Origin of the sequence: Mesorhizobium sp. M1B.F.Ca.ET.045.04.1.1 (assembly GCF_003952465.1) — a bacterium.
GTDB lineage: Bacteria > Pseudomonadota > Alphaproteobacteria > Rhizobiales > Rhizobiaceae > Mesorhizobium > Mesorhizobium shonense.
The window spans coordinates 7,135,930-7,153,629 of record NZ_CP034448.1 but is presented as its reverse complement, the minus strand read 5'-3'; the positions used below and the strand labels follow the sequence as shown (position 1 = coordinate 7,153,629).

15 protein-coding genes are annotated in these 17,700 nt (G+C 63.6%); 8 read left to right on the top strand and 7 right to left on the bottom strand.

Annotation, left to right across the window (positions count from 1 at the left end; all coding sequences use genetic code 11):
• Nucleotides 1-159 precede the first annotated feature (159 nt).
• Complete coding sequence (locus EJ071_RS35335; protein ID WP_126102852.1) at nucleotides 160-906, top strand: SDR family oxidoreductase; 747 nt, start codon at nucleotides 160-162, stop codon at nucleotides 904-906.
• A gap of 175 nt (nucleotides 907-1,081) precedes the next feature.
• Here EJ071_RS35335 and EJ071_RS35330 read toward each other — a convergent pair whose 3' ends face one another.
• The 3 genes from EJ071_RS35330 to EJ071_RS35320 all read right to left on the bottom strand — a co-directional run bounded on the left by EJ071_RS35330 (nucleotide 1,082) and on the right by EJ071_RS35320 (nucleotide 5,009).
• Complete coding sequence (locus tag EJ071_RS35330; protein WP_126101978.1) at nucleotides 1,082-1,981, bottom strand: SH3 domain-containing protein; 900 nt, start codon at nucleotides 1,979-1,981, stop codon at nucleotides 1,082-1,084.
• A gap of 260 nt (nucleotides 1,982-2,241) precedes the next feature.
• Nucleotides 2,242-3,528 (bottom strand): FAD-binding oxidoreductase, encoded by a 1,287-nt coding sequence (locus EJ071_RS35325; RefSeq protein ID WP_126101977.1) that lies wholly within the window; start codon nucleotides 3,526-3,528, stop codon nucleotides 2,242-2,244.
• A 113-nt stretch (nucleotides 3,529-3,641) separates the two neighbouring features.
• The gene (locus tag EJ071_RS35320; RefSeq protein ID WP_245460385.1) at nucleotides 3,642-5,009 is read right to left on the bottom strand and encodes a glutamine synthetase family protein; all 1,368 of its coding nucleotides are present in this window, start codon (nucleotides 5,007-5,009) and stop codon (nucleotides 3,642-3,644) included.
• Nucleotides 5,010-5,225: 216 nt separating this feature from the next.
• Here EJ071_RS35320 and EJ071_RS35315 point away from each other — a divergent pair, with 216 nt between their 5' ends.
• Complete coding sequence (locus EJ071_RS35315) at nucleotides 5,226-5,939, top strand: HAD family hydrolase (RefSeq protein ID WP_126101975.1); 714 nt, start codon at nucleotides 5,226-5,228, stop codon at nucleotides 5,937-5,939.
• 156 nt (nucleotides 5,940-6,095) lie between these two features.
• Here the strand turns inward: EJ071_RS35315 and EJ071_RS35310 are convergent, their stop codons facing one another.
• From EJ071_RS35310 to aceA, 3 genes are all read right to left on the bottom strand, one after another.
• Nucleotides 6,096-6,512 (bottom strand): response regulator, encoded by a 417-nt coding sequence (locus EJ071_RS35310; RefSeq protein WP_245460091.1) that lies wholly within the window; start codon nucleotides 6,510-6,512, stop codon nucleotides 6,096-6,098.
• A gap of 258 nt (nucleotides 6,513-6,770) precedes the next feature.
• Nucleotides 6,771-7,013, bottom strand: a complete 243-nt coding sequence (locus EJ071_RS35305) for a hypothetical protein (protein ID WP_059186117.1) — start codon at nucleotides 7,011-7,013, stop codon at nucleotides 6,771-6,773.
• A gap of 52 nt (nucleotides 7,014-7,065) precedes the next feature.
• Nucleotides 7,066-8,355: an isocitrate lyase gene (gene aceA / locus EJ071_RS35300; RefSeq protein WP_126101974.1), complete on the bottom strand. Its 1,290-nt coding sequence runs from the start codon at nucleotides 8,353-8,355 to the stop codon at nucleotides 7,066-7,068.
• Nucleotides 8,356-8,601: 246 nt separating this feature from the next.
• On the opposite strand from aceA, the gene EJ071_RS35295 reads away from it, so the two are divergent.
• The 6 genes from EJ071_RS35295 (at nucleotide 8,602) to EJ071_RS35270 (ending at nucleotide 15,718) form a co-directional block, all read left to right on the top strand.
• Nucleotides 8,602-10,050: a helix-turn-helix domain-containing protein gene (locus EJ071_RS35295; protein WP_126101973.1), complete on the top strand. Its 1,449-nt coding sequence runs from the start codon at nucleotides 8,602-8,604 to the stop codon at nucleotides 10,048-10,050.
• A gap of 270 nt (nucleotides 10,051-10,320) precedes the next feature.
• Nucleotides 10,321-11,271, top strand: coding sequence for a DMT family transporter (locus EJ071_RS35290; protein WP_126101972.1), 951 nt, complete (start codon nucleotides 10,321-10,323; stop codon nucleotides 11,269-11,271).
• 340 nt (nucleotides 11,272-11,611) lie between these two features.
• The gene (locus EJ071_RS35285; protein WP_126101971.1) at nucleotides 11,612-12,709 is read left to right on the top strand and encodes a polyamine ABC transporter substrate-binding protein; all 1,098 of its coding nucleotides are present in this window, start codon (nucleotides 11,612-11,614) and stop codon (nucleotides 12,707-12,709) included.
• Between the two features lie 79 nt (nucleotides 12,710-12,788).
• Entirely contained in the window at nucleotides 12,789-13,928 is a 1,140-nt protein-coding gene (locus tag EJ071_RS35280; RefSeq protein ID WP_126101970.1) for an ABC transporter ATP-binding protein, read from the top strand.
• A 9-nt stretch (nucleotides 13,929-13,937) separates the two neighbouring features.
• Nucleotides 13,938-14,903: an ABC transporter permease subunit gene (locus EJ071_RS35275; protein ID WP_126101969.1), complete on the top strand. Its 966-nt coding sequence runs from the start codon at nucleotides 13,938-13,940 to the stop codon at nucleotides 14,901-14,903.
• Nucleotides 14,900-15,718, top strand: coding sequence for an ABC transporter permease subunit (locus EJ071_RS35270; RefSeq protein WP_126101968.1), 819 nt, complete (start codon nucleotides 14,900-14,902; stop codon nucleotides 15,716-15,718). Before EJ071_RS35275 ends, EJ071_RS35270 begins: the two co-directional genes overlap by 4 nt.
• Before the next feature lie 84 nt (nucleotides 15,719-15,802).
• Here EJ071_RS35270 and EJ071_RS35265 read toward each other — a convergent pair whose 3' ends face one another.
• Nucleotides 15,803-17,695 (bottom strand): AsmA family protein, encoded by a 1,893-nt coding sequence (locus EJ071_RS35265; RefSeq protein WP_126101967.1) that lies wholly within the window; start codon nucleotides 17,693-17,695, stop codon nucleotides 15,803-15,805.
• Nucleotides 17,696-17,700 lie beyond the last annotated feature (5 nt).

Sequence of the window (17,700 nt, the reverse complement as noted above, 5' to 3'; positions counted from 1 at the left end):
GCGCAGCGGTTTTGGATAACGACAGGCATCAAAACAACGACTGAAAGCGCGTCGCCTGAATAGGTTTCGACGCGGCGCGCTTTAAGGGAGAAATCATGAGCGCGACATCGCGCCATGGCCAGCTCCGGGTGCGGATGAACTAGAATGTGCGGGAAAACCATGCGTCTGGAAAACAAGGTTGCCATCATCACTGGCGCGGCGTCGGGTTTCGGCGAGGGCATGGCGAAGCGCTTCGCCGAAGAGGGCGCGCGCGTCGTCGTCGCCGACCTCAACGCCAAGGGCGCCGAACGCGTCGCGCAAGAAATCGGCGACAGCGCGATCTGGACCCAGACCGACGTCTCGCTGCGCTCCGAATTCGACGAGATGGTCTATGCCGCCAAGAACGCCTTCGGCCGCGTCGACATCATGGTCAACAATGCCGGCTACACACACCGCAACGGCGACCTGCTCGGGGTCGACGAGGAAACCTTCGATCTGATCACTGCCATCAACATGAAGGCGATCTATCATGCCGCCCTTGCCGTGGTGCCGATCATGGATCGGCAGGGCGGCGGCGTCATCCTGACCACGGCCTCGACGGCGGGGCTTCGCCCGAGGCCGGGCCTCACCTGGTACAATGCCTCCAAGGGCTGGGCGATCACCGCCACCAAGTCGATGGCGGTCGAGCTCGCGCCGAAGAACATCCGCGTCAATTGCCTCTGCCCGGTCGCCGGCGAAACCGGCATGTTGGTGAAGTTCATGGGCGCCGACACGCCGGAGATCCGCGAAAAATTCCGCGCCTCGATCCCGCTCGGCCGGCTCTCGACGCCGCTCGATATCGCCAACGCGGCGCTCTGGCTGGCGTCGGACGAGGCGGCCTTTATTACCGGCGTGGCGCTGGAGGTCGATGGCGGGCGCTGCATCTGAGCGGCCGCTCCAGCGCGAAACGGTTTTGGCGGCTCTTAAAGCATGTCTCCCGAAAGTGGGCCCGGTTTCGGGAGGAAGACATGCTTAAAATCAAGAACCTAAAGCAGGTCGCGTGAATCCTTTTTCACGCGACCTGCTTTGGTGCTTTACGGCCGACTCCAGCCGAGGAAACGGATCAGGTGCCGGTCTTTAGGTAGGTCTTCCAAACCCAGCCGTGCTTGCCGTTATAGACGATCTCGCACCATTTCTTGCAGCTCATTACCTGCACCGATGCCTTGGCCGGCACCGTGATGATTGCGGATGCGCCTTTCTTCGGGCCGCTCCGCATGGTGACTGCCCGCAGGATGCGTCCATTGGCGCCGGCGCTGACCTTCTGGGGCTTCGGCTTGTCCTGGGCCGCGTCGGTTGCCGCCGGCTGAGCCTCTGGAGCCTGCGGCTTTGCGTCCGGTATGGCGGCGGTCTGGGCGCCGTCCATCCTGGCATCCGGTTTTTTCGCGTCTGCCGATTGGTCGGCCGGCGCAGGCGCCGCAACCTTCGACAAGGCGGCCGAAGCATCATTCTCCGATGCGGATTCGGCGAAAGCGGCGACGGCTGGCTTGTCGTTCTGCGTTGCCGGCTTCTCCGCGGCCTGAACGGATGAGGCCGGCGGAGCCTCAGCCGCGGCGGACGCGGTCGCCGCATCCGCGCCGGTCCAGCGCGGGCTGTTGGATGCCAGCGCCGGGATGGCGGCTTCGCGCACGGCAGTGACGGGCGAAACCGCGTCGGCCTTGCGCGCGACCTGCGGCGCGGCGACGGAGACAGCTGCGCTCGCAACGGCCGGTTCGATCTTCTTCGTCTTGACCGGGATCGCGGGCACGGTCTGCTCCGCGCTTGCGATCGCCTGCCGTTCATTGGCCGGCAGGGCCAGCCAAAGCGCCACTGCGGCCACGCCAAGCAGCGCCGCGGTGCCGATGGCCGCGATCACCAGATGCGCGTTCGACTGCAGGCCCTGCCAGAAAGACGGCCGCATGTCATAGCCGAACTGTACTGCAAAGCGCCGTCGTTCCGGCGCACCGAAACTGAAGGGCTCGTTCACTTAGACCACCTCCAAAAAGCGGGCCGACGTTCTTTCGATCCTGCCGCAAAAAGTTCGCGGCTGATCGGCATCGGTCCCAAAATTCCAGCGGGCAGGCCCGCGCAAATCCCCGTTTTATCGCCCAGAACCGGCATCTTTTGCCGCTGATTATGGCATCACTGCGCCTTTTTGCGAAATTCTGCGCGTTCGTTAAGGATTCTGCAACATGCCGTTGGGGAAGCAGACTTGTCGAATCAACAGCTTCCTCGAGATGTCCGGCCTCAGATCCTGTCGCGCAAAGCGAACCAGTTGAGTGCCAGAAACAGCAGCGGCGCGCGAAAACGTCGGCCGCCGGGGAAAGCGGGAATCTTCAGATCCTCGATCAGTTTCAACCGGTCGCGGTTGCCGGCGACCGTCTCGGCATAGAGCTTGCCGAAGAAGTTGGACAGCGTGACCCCGTGGCCGGAGTAACCGCCCATCGAGATCACGTTCGGCATCACTTCGCGCACGAAAGGCTTCCTCGGCACGGTGATGCCGACATACCCGCCCCAGCCATGCGTGATCTCGACGTCCTTCAGCGCCGGATAGAGCTCGGCGATCTGCCGCCGGATGTGGATATGGATGTCCTTCGGATCGTTGACGGCATAGACCTCGCGGCCGCCGAAAAGCAGCCGCCCATCCTTCGACCTACGGAAGTAGCGCACGACGAAGCGGGAATCGTCCACTGACTCGCCCCCCGGCAGCACTTTGGATTCGGCGCCGAGCGGCACGGTCGCGCCGATGAAGGAGCCGATCGGCATGATGTGCGACGCGCTCACCGGCTCCAGATTGCCGCCATAGGCATTGACCGCGATCAGGCATTTCTCGGCCGATATCGTGCCTTTCGCAGTGGTCACCCTCACCTTGCCGCCGCTCGCGGCAATGCCGGTCGAAGGCATGCGCTCGAACAGATGCGCGCCGGCCGCGGCAGCCACTTTCGCCGTGCCGATCACCAGCTTCAGCGGGTGGATATGTCCGGTCCCGGTATCACGCGTGCCGCCGAAATAACGCGTCGAGCCCAGCCGTTCCGCGGTCTCGTTGGCATCCATGAAAGAGACGTGCGGATAGCCGAAGCGGCTCGCCATGATCTCGGCATGGGCCTTGTAGTCGTCGACATAGCGCCGCTTGTGCGCCACCGACAATTGGCCCGGCATGTAGTCGATCTCGATTGCGTTGGCGGCGGCGAAGTCGAGGAGGTGCGTCTTGGCCTCTTCCGCCAGATCGAACAGCGACTTGGCGCGCGAGAAACCGTATTCGGCCTCCAGTTCCTCGGCCCAGGCGCGCTGGCCGGTGCCGAGCTGGCCGCCATTGCGCCCCGACGCGCCGTCGCCGAAGCGATGCGCCTCGATCAGCACGACATTTGTGCCGGCCTTGGCGAGATGCGCCGCCGCCGACAAGCCGGTGAAGCCGCCGCCGACGATGACGACGTCGCAAGTCCGGTCACCGTCGAGCGCTGGATACTCAGGCCGAGGGCCGGCCGTGTCCTCATACCAGGACCGGCCGGGGGAAATGGGGGATTGGTAGGGCATGATTCGCCGGAACTGGAGGCTTTTTGAGTAATGGAAAGCGAATAGCGAGTAGGGAGTAGCGAATAGGGAATGAAGTTGGTGTTGTTTCTATTCGCTATTCGCTATTCGCTCTCTCACACATTCAGCAACAGATACTCCCGCTCCCACGGACTGATCACTTCCATGAAGGTCTCGAACTCGGCGCGCTTGATCGCCGCATAGGTGGCGGCGAAGGATTTGCCGAGTATGGCGCCGAGCTCCTTGTCGCCCTCGAACAGGTCGACGGCCTCGAGCAGGTTGCGCGGCAGATCGATCTCGTCCTCGTTGGCGGTGGTGAGCACCGGGGCCGAAGCCTTTTCCTTTTTCGTGATGCCGATCAGCCCGCAGGCGAGCGAAGCGGCGAGCGCCAGGTAGGGGTTGGCATCGGACGATGGAATGCGGTTTTCGACGCGCCGCGCCGCGGGGTCGGATCGCGGCACGCGGAAGGCCGTCGTGCGGTTGTCGTAACCCCATTTGGTGTTGACCGGCGCCGAGGCCGCCTGCGTCAGCCGGCGGTAGGAATTGACGTAGGGCGCGAACATCACCAGCGCGTTAGGCACATGCTTCTGCATGCCGCCGATGAAATGGAAGAACGCATCCGTCTCGGAGCCGTCCTCGGCCGAAAAAATGTTCTTGCCGGTCTTCTTGTCGAGGACCGACTGGTGGATGTGCATGGCCGAACCCGGCTGCCCCTGGATGGGCTTGGCCATGAAGGTGGCGTAGATTTCGTGCTTCAGCGCCGCCTCGCGGATCGTGCGCTTGAACATGAAGACCTGGTCTGCGAGCTCGATCGGATTGCCGTGGCGCAGGTTGATTTCGAGCTGGCCGGCGCCTTCCTCGTGGATCAGCGTATCGATCTCCAGGCCCTGCCGTTCGGAGAAATGGTAGATGTCGTCGATCAGCTCGTCGAACTCGTTGACGCCGGCGATCGAATAGCCGGCGCCGCCGCCGATCGGCCGCCCCGAGCGCCCGACGGGCGGCGTCAGCGGATAGTCCGGATCGGGGTTCTTGCGCACCAGGTAGAATTCGATCTCGGGCGCCACGACCGGCTTCAGGCCGCGCTCGTCATAGGCGGCTAGCACGCGCTTCAGCACATTGCGCGGCGTGAATTCGACGGAGCGGCCGTCCTGGTGGACGAGATCGCAGATCACTGCCGCCGTCGGGTCTTCTTCCCAGGGTACGACGGTCAGCGTCGAGAGATCGGGCAAAAGCTTCAGGTCGCCGTCATCCTCCGGATAGTGGAAGCCGTTGCCGTCTTCCGGATAGCCGCCGGAGATCGTCGTCATGAACACCGCCGAAGGCAGCGCCAGCGATGTGTTGGAGGTGAATTTCTTCGACGGCATCATCTTGCCGCGGGCGACGCCGGCCTGGTCCGGGGTGATGCATTCGATGTCCTCGATGCCGCGCCATTCCAGCCAGGCGCTGGCTTCCTTCCAGTTCTTCACACCGCGTTCGTTTTTCAGGAAGGCAGGCGTGCGGGCGCGTCCCCCCGGTTTGACGGACGGACTTCCTTTTTCTCAGGCGGCATCATTCACCAGATTGTGTTGCGGATTTCGAAGTATAGCCGGGCGCCGTGGGGGAAGGGAAGGGGAGGCGCCTCGGGCGGGTAACCGTCTTCAGGCTGGCGGTGCGGCGCCACAACGTTTACACCAGCCACCTGCAACGAACGGTGTCCGCTTATGTCCGTCCCCCATTTGACGACGATCGGCTTCGATGCCGACGATACGCTGTGGCAGAACGAGCAGTTCTTCCGCATGACCGAGCAGCGCTTCGTCGCGATGCTTGCCGAACACGGCGAGGCAAGCCAGGTTTCGGCAAACCTGCTTGAAGCCGCAAAGCGCAATCTCGGCATGTATGGCTTCGGCATAAAGAGCTTCACGCTATCGATGATAGAAACGGCGATCGAGGTTACCGACGGCCGTGTTCCAGCCTCGACCATCGCCGAAATCCTGGCCGCCGGCCGCGACATGCTCAGTCACCCGATCGAGCCGTTGCCGCATGCGCATGAGACGGTCGAAAGGCTCGCCGGTGCCTATCGCCTGGTGCTGATCACCAAGGGTGATCTTCTGGACCAGGAGCGCAAGCTAGCGCAGTCTGGGATGGGCGATCTCTTTGATGCCGTCGAGATCGTCAGCGACAAGACCGCCGCCACCTATGCCCGCATCTTCAGCCGCCATGGCGACGGCCCGCAGAACAGCATGATGGTCGGCAATTCGCTCAAGTCCGACGTGGTTCCCGCCATCGAGGCCGGCGGCTGGGGCATCCATGTCCCGCATGAATTGACCTGGGCTGTCGAACACGCCGACGCGCCTGTTGCGGCGCCGCGTTTCCGACGGATTGCCGACCTTGGCGAGTTGCCGACCCTGGTCGAGACCATCGCGCGGACTGGCTGAGCTCTGTCCAGGTTGTTCCGGATGGAAAACCGGTATGCACTTTTCCTGGAATGCTTAGAGCAATTCCAGGAAAAGTGTGAAACGGTTTTGCGTCCGGAATTGCGTCAAAACAAAGAGATAGAGCGGTTTGCCGTTTCCGTGAAACGGTAAAACGCTCTAGCCGCGGCCGACCAGGCGCTCGATCACCGGTTGCAGCCTTTCAGGCGTGATCGGCTTGGCAACGACCGCGTCGATCACGCTCGACAGGCCAAGGCTGTCCGGTGTGCCATTCCTGGTTGAAAGCAGAATCACCGAGGGCTGCGCCCTGTCGGAGGCGCGCCGCAGCGCGTCGATGCCGGACAACAGCCCGTCGCAATCCTTGTCGTCGGGGCCGCCGTCCAGGATGATTGCGCCGGGGACCAAGCCGGCCAAAGCCTTCTCTGCCGTCTCGGGCGACTCAGAAATCGGCTTCAGCCCGGATTTTTCAACGATTTTCGACACCACGACCCGGTTGATCGACGATTTGCCGACCACAAGCACCTTGGAGAAATCCGCCGTCAGCCGGGCAGCCGGGCCGCGGCCCGCCGGTTTCATTGGCTTTCGAGGGTCGTCATGATCGGCGGGAGACATGTTGGCGGATGCTCTGGTTCAATGCAGGGTTGAAACCTGAGCGCAATTGGCGTGAGATCGCCAGCGGTGTCAAGCAGAAATAGTGGAAGATGAGAATATAGCAAGAATTGCTAAAATTCGGCGCAAGTTCTCCCCGTCACCCCAAGCGGAATTCGAAAAAACCGAAAGTCTCCCGAACGTATAGCGCGCGGGAGACATTCGCGGAAGATTGTTGACGTAGCGTCAACCGTGGTTCTGGTGGGTGACGATCACTGGGATCAAAAGATCACCCCAGTTGCCGTCCCCGCCATGGTGCCTGGCCGAACGCACCAGTTCCACGGACACGCCTGCCTCGACTGCCTTCATCACCGATTGGTTCAGTCTGTGCAGGTCGTTGGCCAGCATGCGGATCGTCGCCTGTTGATCGACGCTCATTGCGCTCGATTGTTCTTCGGCGCGTTCCTTGACGCGGCTTATCGATGCCATTGGTCTTCTCCCTGACGTAATGCCCTTCGGGCGTTTCCTCTCAATGTTGTCGTCACTCGGCCGCCGGCCTGAACTGGGCGTGCTCGGTCGACTCATGCATGGCGGTGGTCGAAGACTGGCCGCCGGTGATCGCCATCGAGACGGCATCGAAATAGCCGGTGCCGACCTCGCGCTGATGCTTGGTCGCGGTGTAGCCGTGGGCCTCCGCCGCGAACTCGGCTTCCTGCAGTTCCGAATAGGCCGCCATCTGGCGGTCCTTGTAGCCGCGGGCCAACTCGAACATGCCGAAGTTCAGCTGGTGGAAGCCGGCCAGCGTGATGAACTGGAACTTGTAGCCCATGGCGCCGAGCTCCTTCTGGAACTTCGCGATGGTGGCGTCGTCCAGGTTCTTCTTCCAGTTGAACGACGGCGAGCAGTTGTAGGCCAGCAGCTTGCCGGGATGATGCTTGCGCACGCCCTCGGCGAACTTCCTTGCCTGCTCAAGATCCGGCTTCGAGGTTTCGCACCAGATCAGGTCCGCATGCGGCGCGTAAGCGACGGCGCGCGCGATGCAGGGCTCGATGCCGTTCCTGACATGGTAGAAGCCTTCGACGGTGCGGCCGGCATCGTAATCGACGAAAGCCCGGTCGCGCTCGTCGATGTCGGAGGTGAGCAGCTTTGCCGCCTCGGCATCGGTGCGCGCCACCACCAGCGTCGGCGTGCCCATCACGTCCGCCGCGAGCCGAGCCGCGTTGAGGTTGCGTATATGCGCCGCGGTCGGGATCAGCACCTTGCCGCCGAGGTGGCCGCACTTCTTCTCCGACGCCAGCTGGTCCTCGTAGTGGACGCCCGCCGCGCCGGCCTCGATGAATGCCTTCATGATCTCGAAGGCGTTGAGCGGGCCGCCGAAGCCCGCCTCGGCGTCGGCCACGATCGGCGCAAACCAGGTCTCGACCGAAAGTCCCTGGCCTTCGGACGTCTCGATCTGGTCTGCGCGCTGCAGCGTGCGGTTGATGCGCTTGACCAGCTCAGGCGCCGCGTTGGCGGGATAAAGCGACTGGTCCGGATACATGGCGGACGCGGTGTTGGCGTCCGCCGCGACCTGCCAGCCCGACAGGTAGATCGCCTTCAGCCCCGCCCGGACCTGCTGCATGGCCTGGTTGCCGGACATGGCGCCGAGCGCGTTGACGAAATCCTCCTCGTGGATGAGCTTCCACAGCCGGCTCGCCCCCATTTCGGCAAGCGTGTGGCGAATCTGGACCGAGCCGCGCAGCCGCTTCACATCCTCCGGCGAGTAGGGCCGTTCGATGCCGTCGAAACGGCCTTCCGGCGCGGACGGGACGAGGTTGTAAAAATCAGTCATCGGTTGCTCCAGGTCGGTCTGCTTTGCTCGGATGGCGCGTTCGTGGGAGTCCTTCGGCGCCGCTGGTGTGTGACATCGTTTACATCGGGGCGCAAAAAGGGCCAGGAAAACCGGAGATTACACACGAAAATAAGGGAAAACCTGTATTGTGTTTGACAGGCAAGCGCAGTAAATTTGTCACGATTGTAAAAGGCGGTTGGCCGCAGGTCGCGCCATTTCGTGTAAAATCTTGTCAAGGGCAGCCGATTGGCCGACCAGAAAATCTTCGCCGGACCGCGCATCCGCCGGCTTCGCAACGCCAAGGGCCTGACCCAGACGGCGATGGCCGAAGGGCTGGGCATCTCGCCGTCCTACCTCAACCTCATCGAGCGCAACCAGCGGCCGCTGACGGTGCAGTTGATCCTCAAGCTGGCCTCCGTCTACAAGATCGACCCGCACGAATTGCAGGGCGAGACCAAAGGGTCGATCTCGGCGCTGAAGGAAGTGTTCGGCGATCCGCTGCTGGCCGGCGAACTGCCGGGCGACCAGGAACTGATCGATCTCGCCGAGATTGCTCCCAACGCTTCCGCCGCGATGGTGAAATTGTTTCGCGCCTATCGCGAGCAGGCCGAGCGGCTGTCGGATCTCAACGAGCTCCTGGCGCGGGAGGGCAGGGCGACCGCCCTGTCCGGCACCCGCCTGCCGGTCGATGAAGTGCACGAGACCTTCGAGCGTCGGCCGAACCATTTCGCGACGCTGGAGGAGGAAGCCGAGGCCTTCATTTCAGTGCTCGATCCCGGAGACGACCTGTTCGGCGCGCTGAAGGCGTGGCTGAGGCGCGAGCACGGCATCGTGGTCAAGGTGCTGCCGGTCGCCACCATGCCGAACTGGCGCAGGCGCTACGACCGCCATTCGCAGCGCCTGTTCCTGTCCGAGCGGCTCTCCCCCTTCGATCAGCTGCGCGAGGTCGCCATGGAGGCGAGCCTGATGCGCATGACGGTGGCCGTGGCGGGCGAGATCCAGGCGTTGAAACTGGGCACCGACGAGGCGCGCCGGCTCGCCCGCTTCGAGCTTGGCCGCTATGCCGCGCATGCGCTGATGATGCCTTATCAGACCTTCCACGCGGCGGCTGTGCGCGCCCGCTACGACATCGACGTCTTGCGTTCGCGCTTCGGCGTGTCCTTCGAACAGGCGGCAAACCGCCTGACCATGCTGCAGCGGCCCGGCGCCTCTGGCGTGCCGTTCTTCATGCTGGAGGTCGACAATGCCGGCAACCGCTTCCGCAAGGCGGGCAGCCTGGGCTATCCGCAAAGCCGCTTCGGCGGCGCCTGCCCGAAGCTTCCGGTACATGCGGCGTTTTCGCAGCCGGGCCGGATCCTGGTCGAGGCGGTGGAAATGCCGGACGGCGCCGAGTTCCTCTGCATCGCCCGCACGCTCGAAGGGCCGCAAGGCGCCTTCTCCGAGCGGCCGCGGCGCACCGCGCTTCTGCTCGGCTGCGACATCGGCTTTCGCGACGAGATCGTCTACAGCGCGGCGCTGCCCGGACCGTTCGCCGGCAAGGCCGCGCAGGGCACGGCATTCGCGACGCCGGTCGGCCCGGCCTGCAGGCTCTGCGAGCGCGTCGGCTGCATGGCGCGCGCCGAGCCGCCGGTGACCCGCCCGCTCGGTCTCGACGAGATGGTGACGGGCCTCAGCGCCTTCGATTTCCAAGGATAGTGCCGCCGCTAAAGCATGTCTCCCGAAAGTGGGCCCGGTTTCGGGATGAAGACATGCTTAAAATCAAAAACCTAAAGCAGGTCGCGTGAATCCTTTTTCACGCGACCTGCTTTAGGCGTGTAGCGGACTCAGCGACGCCATCAGGCTTTGTCCTACATTTCAGCGAATGCTGGATCACGCCGCGCTTCAGTCTTTGCGCTACGCCAATGGAATATAGTCTGGTCGTCCTTGGTGGATCGTGCCGCCCGCAAATCGCTGACAGTCCCGTCCATGACCGATACTGCCTCGCCCCGCGTTGCCCTGCCTGCCGTCTCGCCGCGCGAGGAGCGGATCGGCATGCTGCTGGTCTTCCTGTCTGCCCTGATGTGGAGTTTCGGCGGCACCATCGCCCGCTTCATCCATGTCGGCGACAGCTGGACCGTGGTGTTCTGGCGCTCGCTCTGGGCGGTGGCCTTCCTCATCGCCTTCATGCTCTGGCGCGACGGCGGGCGCGGCACCTTGAAACTGTTCCGCGGCATGGGCTTGCCCGGGCTCGGCGTCGCCCTCTGTTTCGCCACTGCCTCGACGAGCTTCGTGGTGGCGCTCGCTTATACGACCGTCGCGAACATTCTGCTGATGCAGGCCGGCGTGCCGCTTCTGGCTGCCCTGCTTGCCTGGGTATTGTTTCGCGAGCGCGTGAGCCCGGCTACCTGGATCGCCATTGCCGCGGTCATCACCGGCGTCGCCATCATGGTCTCTGAATCCCTTGGCGGCGCCGTCTCGCCGATCGGCGACGGGCTGGCTCTGCTGATTGCGGTGATGTTTTCGGTGGCGACCGTGATCACGCGGCGTTTCGCGCATGTGCGCATGGTGCCGGCCAATTGCCTTGCTGCGTTGCTTGCCGGCGTATTCGCTGCCTCGCAAGCTTCGGAATTAGCCGTTTCCGAGCGCGACATGGGTTTCCTCTTCGCCTTCGGCGTCCTCAATCTTGGCGTCGGGCTCGCCTTTTTCGCGATGGGGGCGCGGCTCGTTCCGGCCGCCGTTGCGGCGCTGCTTGGCACGTTCGAGCCGATCCTTGGGCCCATCTGGGTCTGGCTGGTCCATGCCGAGGTCCCGTCGGTGCGCACCATCATCGGCGGCGCCGTCGTCGTCACGGCGCTGCTTGTCCATGTCGGGTTTGAATTCAAGCGGCAGACGCGTCCCGAGCGGCCGGGCGTCACCGGCCTGCCGTCTCCCAATTGACGCCGCAGTGTCTTCCCCATTGACAACCCCGTTGCCGGCCGGGCAGGCTGCAATTACGGCAACAACAAGACAGGCGTATCTTGCCAAGTGTCTCAGCCGGCCTCACAGGGGCCGGACCGCATCGTCATATTTCTGCATCCGCCGCGGCGAACGCCGCTGACGCTGCCCGAACATCTTCCTGGGAGGGATGCACGGGCCACAACCACCACTCAACGGTCCGGCGCACAGCCAGGCGCGCGCGCTTGGCGCTCCCCGGAAAGCCCAATAGCCTGAACCAAACGCCGTCCCGCGCCCATATCGCGACGAGCCGGCACGGGAACACTCACCAAAGGAGAACATTATGATCCGCAAAGCGCTTTTGCTTTCGGCGACTTCGGCATTCCTGACGCTCTTCACGGTAGGCGGCCATGCCGACGACCGCGTCGTCAACGTCTACAACTGGTCGGACTATATCGACAGCTCGATCATCGACGACTTCACCAAGAAAACCGGCATCAAGGTCGTCTACGACACCTTCGATTCCAACGAGATCCTGGAGACGAAACTGCTGGCCGGCGGCAGCGGCTACGACGTCGTCGTGCCCAGCGCCAACTTCCTTGCGCGCCAGATCCAGGCCGGCGTGTTCCAGAAGCTCGACAAGTCGAAGTTGCCCAACATCTCAAACATGTGGGACGTCATTTTGGAGCGCACCGCCAAGTACGATCCGGGCAACGAATACTCGGTCAACTACATGTGGGGCACGGTCGGCCTCGGCTACAACGTCAAGAAGGTGCAGGCGGCGCTTGGCACCGACAAGGTCGACAGCTGGGACGTGTTCTTCAATCCGGAGAGCCTGGCCAAGCTGAAGGATTGCGGCGTCTATGTGCTGGATTCGCCGGCCGACATCATTCCGGCGGCGTTGAAATATCTCGGCCTCGACCCGAACAGCACCTCGCCCGACGATATCGCCAAGGCCGAGGAGGCGCTGCTGAAGGTCCGGCCCTATATCCGCAAATTCCATTCGTCGGAATACATCAATGCTCTGGCCAACGGCGACATCTGCCTGGCGGTGGGCTGGTCGGGCGACGTGTTCCAGGCGCGCAACCGCGCCGAGGAAGCCAAGCAGGGTGTCGAGATCGGCTATTCGGTGCCGAAGGAAGGCGCCCAGATGTGGTTCGATCAGATGGCGATCCCGGCCGATGCGCCGCATGTCGCCGATGCGCTTGAGTTCATCAACTACATGATGACGCCGGAAGTCATCGCCAAGTCGTCGAACTACGTGCTCTACGCCAACGGCAACAAGGCCTCGCAGCAGTTCGTCGACAAGGCGCTGCTGGAAGACACCTCGGTCTATCCGGACGAGGAGACGACCAAGAAGCTCTATACCGTGCAGCCATACGATCCCAAGACACAGCGCGTCATCACGCGCACCTGGACCAAGATCGTCACCGGCCAATAAGCGTCGAGACGCGGCCCCCGGCAGCCAACTGCCGGGGTCGCTTCTTTTGAAGCACCAAGAACAAGAACGGAGTGGGGACATGAAATCGCTTGGCAGCATCCGCAGGGATTTCGCGCCATGGAACGATCCGAGCGCCAAGCCTTACATCCAGTTCGACAAGGTGACCAAGAAGTTCGGCGACTTCACCGCGGTCAACAATCTGTCGCTGACCATCTTCGAGCGCGAGTTCTTCGCCCTGCTTGGCGCCTCGGGCTGCGGCAAGTCGACCTTGCTCAGGATGCTCGCCGGCTTCGAGGAGCCGACGGCAGGCCGCATCCTGCTCGACGGCCAGGACCTGCGCGGCATCCCGCCCTACAAGCGGCCGGTGAACATGATGTTCCAGTCCTACGCGCTGTTCCCGCATATGACGGTGGAGAAGAACATCGCCTTCGGCCTCAAGCAGGAAGGCATGCCCGCGCCCGATATCGAAAAGCGCGTCGCCGAGATGCTGAGGTTGGTCAAGCTCGAGCAGTTCGCCAAGCGCAAGCCGCATCAGCTTTCCGGCGGCCAGCGCCAGCGCGTCGCGCTCGCCCGCTCGGTCGCCAAGCGGCCGAAGGTGCTTCTCCTGGACGAGCCGCTCGGCGCGCTCGACAAGAAGCTGCGCGAGGAGACGCAGTTCGAGCTGATGGACCTGCAGCAGGAGCTTGGCCTCACCTTCGTCGTCGTCACCCACGACCAGGAAGAAGCCATGACCATGGCCGACCGCATCGCCATCATGGACAAGGGCGAGGTGATGCAGGTCGCCACGCCGGCGGAAGTCTATGAGGCGCCGACCTCGCGCTTCGTCGCGCATTTCGTCGGCAATGTGAATATGTTCGAGGGCAAGGTCGCCGAGCGGGCGGCGAATACGACGCGCATCACCGGCGCGACCGGGGCGCAGATCGTCGTCGAGAACGCCGCCGACACTGCCAACGGCGCCGACATCGTCTTCGCGATCCGGCCGGAGAAGATCAAGGTCTCGTCGAAGAAGCCGGCCGACGCCGTCAACGCCCTGGAGGGCGAGATCTACGATGTCGCCTATCTCGGCGACATGACCGTCTATCACATCAGGCTGGACGACGGGCAGATCGTGCGGGCAAGCGCGTTGAACGCGTCGCGCGTCACCGAGGATCCGCTGACCTGGAACGACCGCGCCTGGGTTTCCTTCCGGCCAGACGCCGGCGTCGTGCTGACCAGGTAGGAGCGGGCCATGACCAACATCGCCGCCACGGCTTCTCCACCGACCGCAACCGCTGCAGCATTGCCGACCAGGCTGGCGAAGGGTTTCGTCGATCGCCTCGTCATCATCATCCCCTATGTCTGGCTGCTGTTCTTCTTCCTTGTCCCTTTTATCATCGTCTTCAAGATCTCGCTGTCGCAGACGGCGATCGCCATGCCGCCCTATACGCCGGTGCTCGATTTCGGCGACGGTATTTCCGGATTCTTCGCCGGGTTCCGCGAGCTCAACTTCGACAATTACACCTTGTTGATCCAGGACGCGCTCTACTTCAACGCCTATGTGACGAGCGTCATCATCGCAGCGATATCGACCGTGCTGACGTTGATCGTCGGCTATCCGATCGCCTATGGCATGGCGCGCGCTCCGGCAACGGTGCGCCCGATGTTGCTGATGCTGGTGATCTTGCCGTTCTGGACCTCGTTCCTGATCCGCGTCTACGCCTGGATTGGCATCCTGAAGCCCGAAGGGCTGCTCAACGAGCTACTTTTGTCGCTGCACATCATCAGCGACAAGCTGCAGATCCTCAATACCTACAACGCGATCTTCATCGGCATCGTCTATTCCTACCTGCCCTTCATGGTGCTGCCGCTCTATTCGTCGTTGGAGAAGATGGACTATTCGCTGATCGAGGCGGCGCAGGATCTTGGCTGCCCGCCGGCCGGCGCCTTCTGGAAGATCACCTTCCCGCTGTCGCTGCCCGGCGTGATCGCCGGCTGTCTTTTGGTCTTCATCCCGGCCGTCGGGGAGTTTGTCATTCCGGACTTGCTTGGCGGCTCGCAGACGCTGATGATCGGCAGGACGCTGTGGAACGAGTTCTTCAATAACCGCGACTGGCCGGTGTCGTCGGCGGTGGCCGTTATCCTGCTTTTGGTGCTGACAATTCCGATCATGTTCTTCCAGCAGGCCCAGGCGCGCGCCCAGGAGCAAGGCAAATGAACGCCAGCTGGAGCCGCTTCAACATCACTTCGATCGTGCTCGGCTTTGCCTTCCTCTACCTGCCGATCGTGCTGCTGATCGTCTTTTCCTTCAACGAATCGAAGCTCGTCACCGTCTGGGGCGGCTTCTCGACCAAATGGTACGTCTCGCTGTTCCACAACCAGGGCCTGATGTACGCCACCTGGGTGACGGCGCGCGTCGGTTTCATTTCGGCCACCGCTGCGACCGTGCTCGGCACGCTGGCCGCGATCACGCTCACGCGCTATACGCGCTTCAGGGGGCGGGTGCTGTTTTCCGGCATGGTCTTTGCGCCGCTGGTCATGCCGGAAGTCATCACCGGCCTGTCCTTGCTGCTGCTGTTCGTCGCCGTCGGGCTCGACCGCGGCTTCTTCACGGTAACGCTTGCCCACACCACCTTCACCATGTGTTTCGTGGCCGTCGTCGTGCAGTCGCGGCTGGTCTCCTTCGACCGCTCGTTGGAGGAAGCCGCGATGGACCTCGGCGCGCCGCCGGTGAAGACTTTTTTCCAGATCACCTTGCCGGTCATCATGCCGGCGATCATCTCAGGCTGGATGCTGGCCTTCACGCTGTCGCTCGACGACCTGGTCATCGCCAGCTTCGCTTCCGGCCCGGGCGCAACGACATTGCCGATGAAGATCTACAGCCAGGTGCGCCTTGGCGTGACGCCGGAGATCAACGCCGCCTGCACCATACTGATCGCGGTGGTCGCGATCGGCGTCATCATCGCCTCTATCGCCAACAAGCGCCGCGAGGTCCAGCGCCAGCGCGACGAGCAGGCGGCGCAGCGCGGGTGAGGAACAAGGGGCGGGTGCTGCTTGCGCCTCGCCCTCCTATGCGATCCTGACGGAGAGCCGCTACGCGCTTTTCCAGAAACTTGCTTATTGACCTGAAACGCCGCGGCTGATCGGCGAGATGAACGGCGTGCTCCAGTTGCCGCCAACGAAGAACAACGACTGATTTGGGGGCTGCGGCGCCTGCACCGCCGCCTGACCGCTGGCGGCTGGCTGCTGCGCCGGCTGTTGCTGCGCGGGCTGCCCGGTCGGGATGATGCCGCCGGAGAGCGCCAGCCCGCGCCCGGCATAGGAGGCGATGCCGGAAAGCCAGATCTTGTACTTCTGTGAATTGACCTCGGCCTTGTCCAGCCGCGCCACGCCTTTCGAGATGCTTGCCTTGATCTCGGCGCCGTCGATCGGCAGCGAGCCGTCGGCGACATCGCCAAGCGCGAAGAACCCGCCCTGTTCGTTGCGCTTGAGGAAGGCAGGCAGGTTGAGGCCGTTGAGCGAGCCCGGCCCGAACGTCGCCGAGAAGGATCCGTCGGCGTTCTCGAAGATCGAGTCCCAGGCCTTGCCCGGCCCCTTGAGGATGATCGAGACCGTTCCGGTGCCGGCCGGCACCAGCCGCGTCATCCCGGCCGCGGTGGCGAAGGCGCCGGTGTCGACGTCCGACGCCAAAAGCCGCATCTCGACCTGGGTGCCGTCAGGCTTGCGGTCGAAACGCAGGCTGCTCTGGATGTTGCCGTTAAAGGCAGAGGCGTCGGAGATGTCGAAGACGGCAAGCCCGTTCTTGACCTGCGCGGTCGCGGCGACATCGGCGAGCTGTATCGGGCCGGCAGTGGCGTGCGCCGCCGACAGCCTGAGATCGAGGTTGATCTTGTCGGCGAAGCTGGTGTCGATCTCGCCGGGGCCTGCTTCGCCGGTGGGAGTGATCGGTGTGAAGGCAGAAAGGAACGATCGAAGGTCGAGCGTGTCGAAGGCAAGCGTGCCGGAAATGACGGGCAGGGCCTCGCTGAACGAAAAGTCCAGCGCTCCCATGCCGGGGTTGTTGTCCAGCGCCACCGTCGTGTTCTCGAATTTCGCCCGTCCCGCCGACGCCGTCACCTTGCTCGCGACCGAGACGGAGCCGATCGCGGCACCCGGCGCGATGCCGGCTTGTGACCATTCAAGCAGGCGTCTGAGCGACGGAGCGGCGAATTTCGCCTGGCCGTCCAGATAGGCGTTCTCCGACATCGACGCCACGCCGTCGAAAGAGAGGGTGGCGGGCGCCGCCTTGAAGGCGAGGGTGACGGGCGCGACGCCTCCGGCAAACAGCACCAGCGGCCTCGCCGAGGAAAAGTCGATCTGGACGCTTTCGCCGCGCCATATGCCGGTCGCCGTGAGCGAGGCGTCGCTGTTCATCGCCGCCCAGTTCACCTGGCCGCTGAGGCTGCTCAGGATCTCGGTTTCCTTGCCGCCCGCCGAGGTCACGACACGGCCGTCGCGGAACTCGACGGTGCCGAACGGATCGGAAGGCAGCCTGCCGAGGTCGGGTTTCTGCGGGTTCGCGGTGACCACGCCGCGCGCCGTGTCGATCGAGCGCGTGATGCGGCCGCCGGAGGGCAGCGGCGGCAAATAGAGGCCGCTCGCCGTGCGCTGGACCCTGATCGTCGGCCGCACCAGTCTCGCCGTCGAGAACGCCACGTCGCCTTGCAAGGCGGCCATGGCGGAGAGGTCGACTTCGACACGCTCGGCTTCGACCACCGGCGGCGCGTCGGTCTCTGTCCATTGCGACAGCGTCACGTCGCTGAGGATTGCCCGGAACTTCGGCCACACCTCGATGCGCGGCGAGCCGTCGATCGTCACGCGAAAACCGCTCCAGGCGCTCAATTCCCAGGCGATACGGTCGCGCACGATCCGCGTCGAGGCAATCAGCGGCAGGGCGGCGACGGCCAGCGCGATGACCAGCACTGCAACACCGATCACCCATACCCCGCGCCGGATCAAAGATGATGGCATTTCGC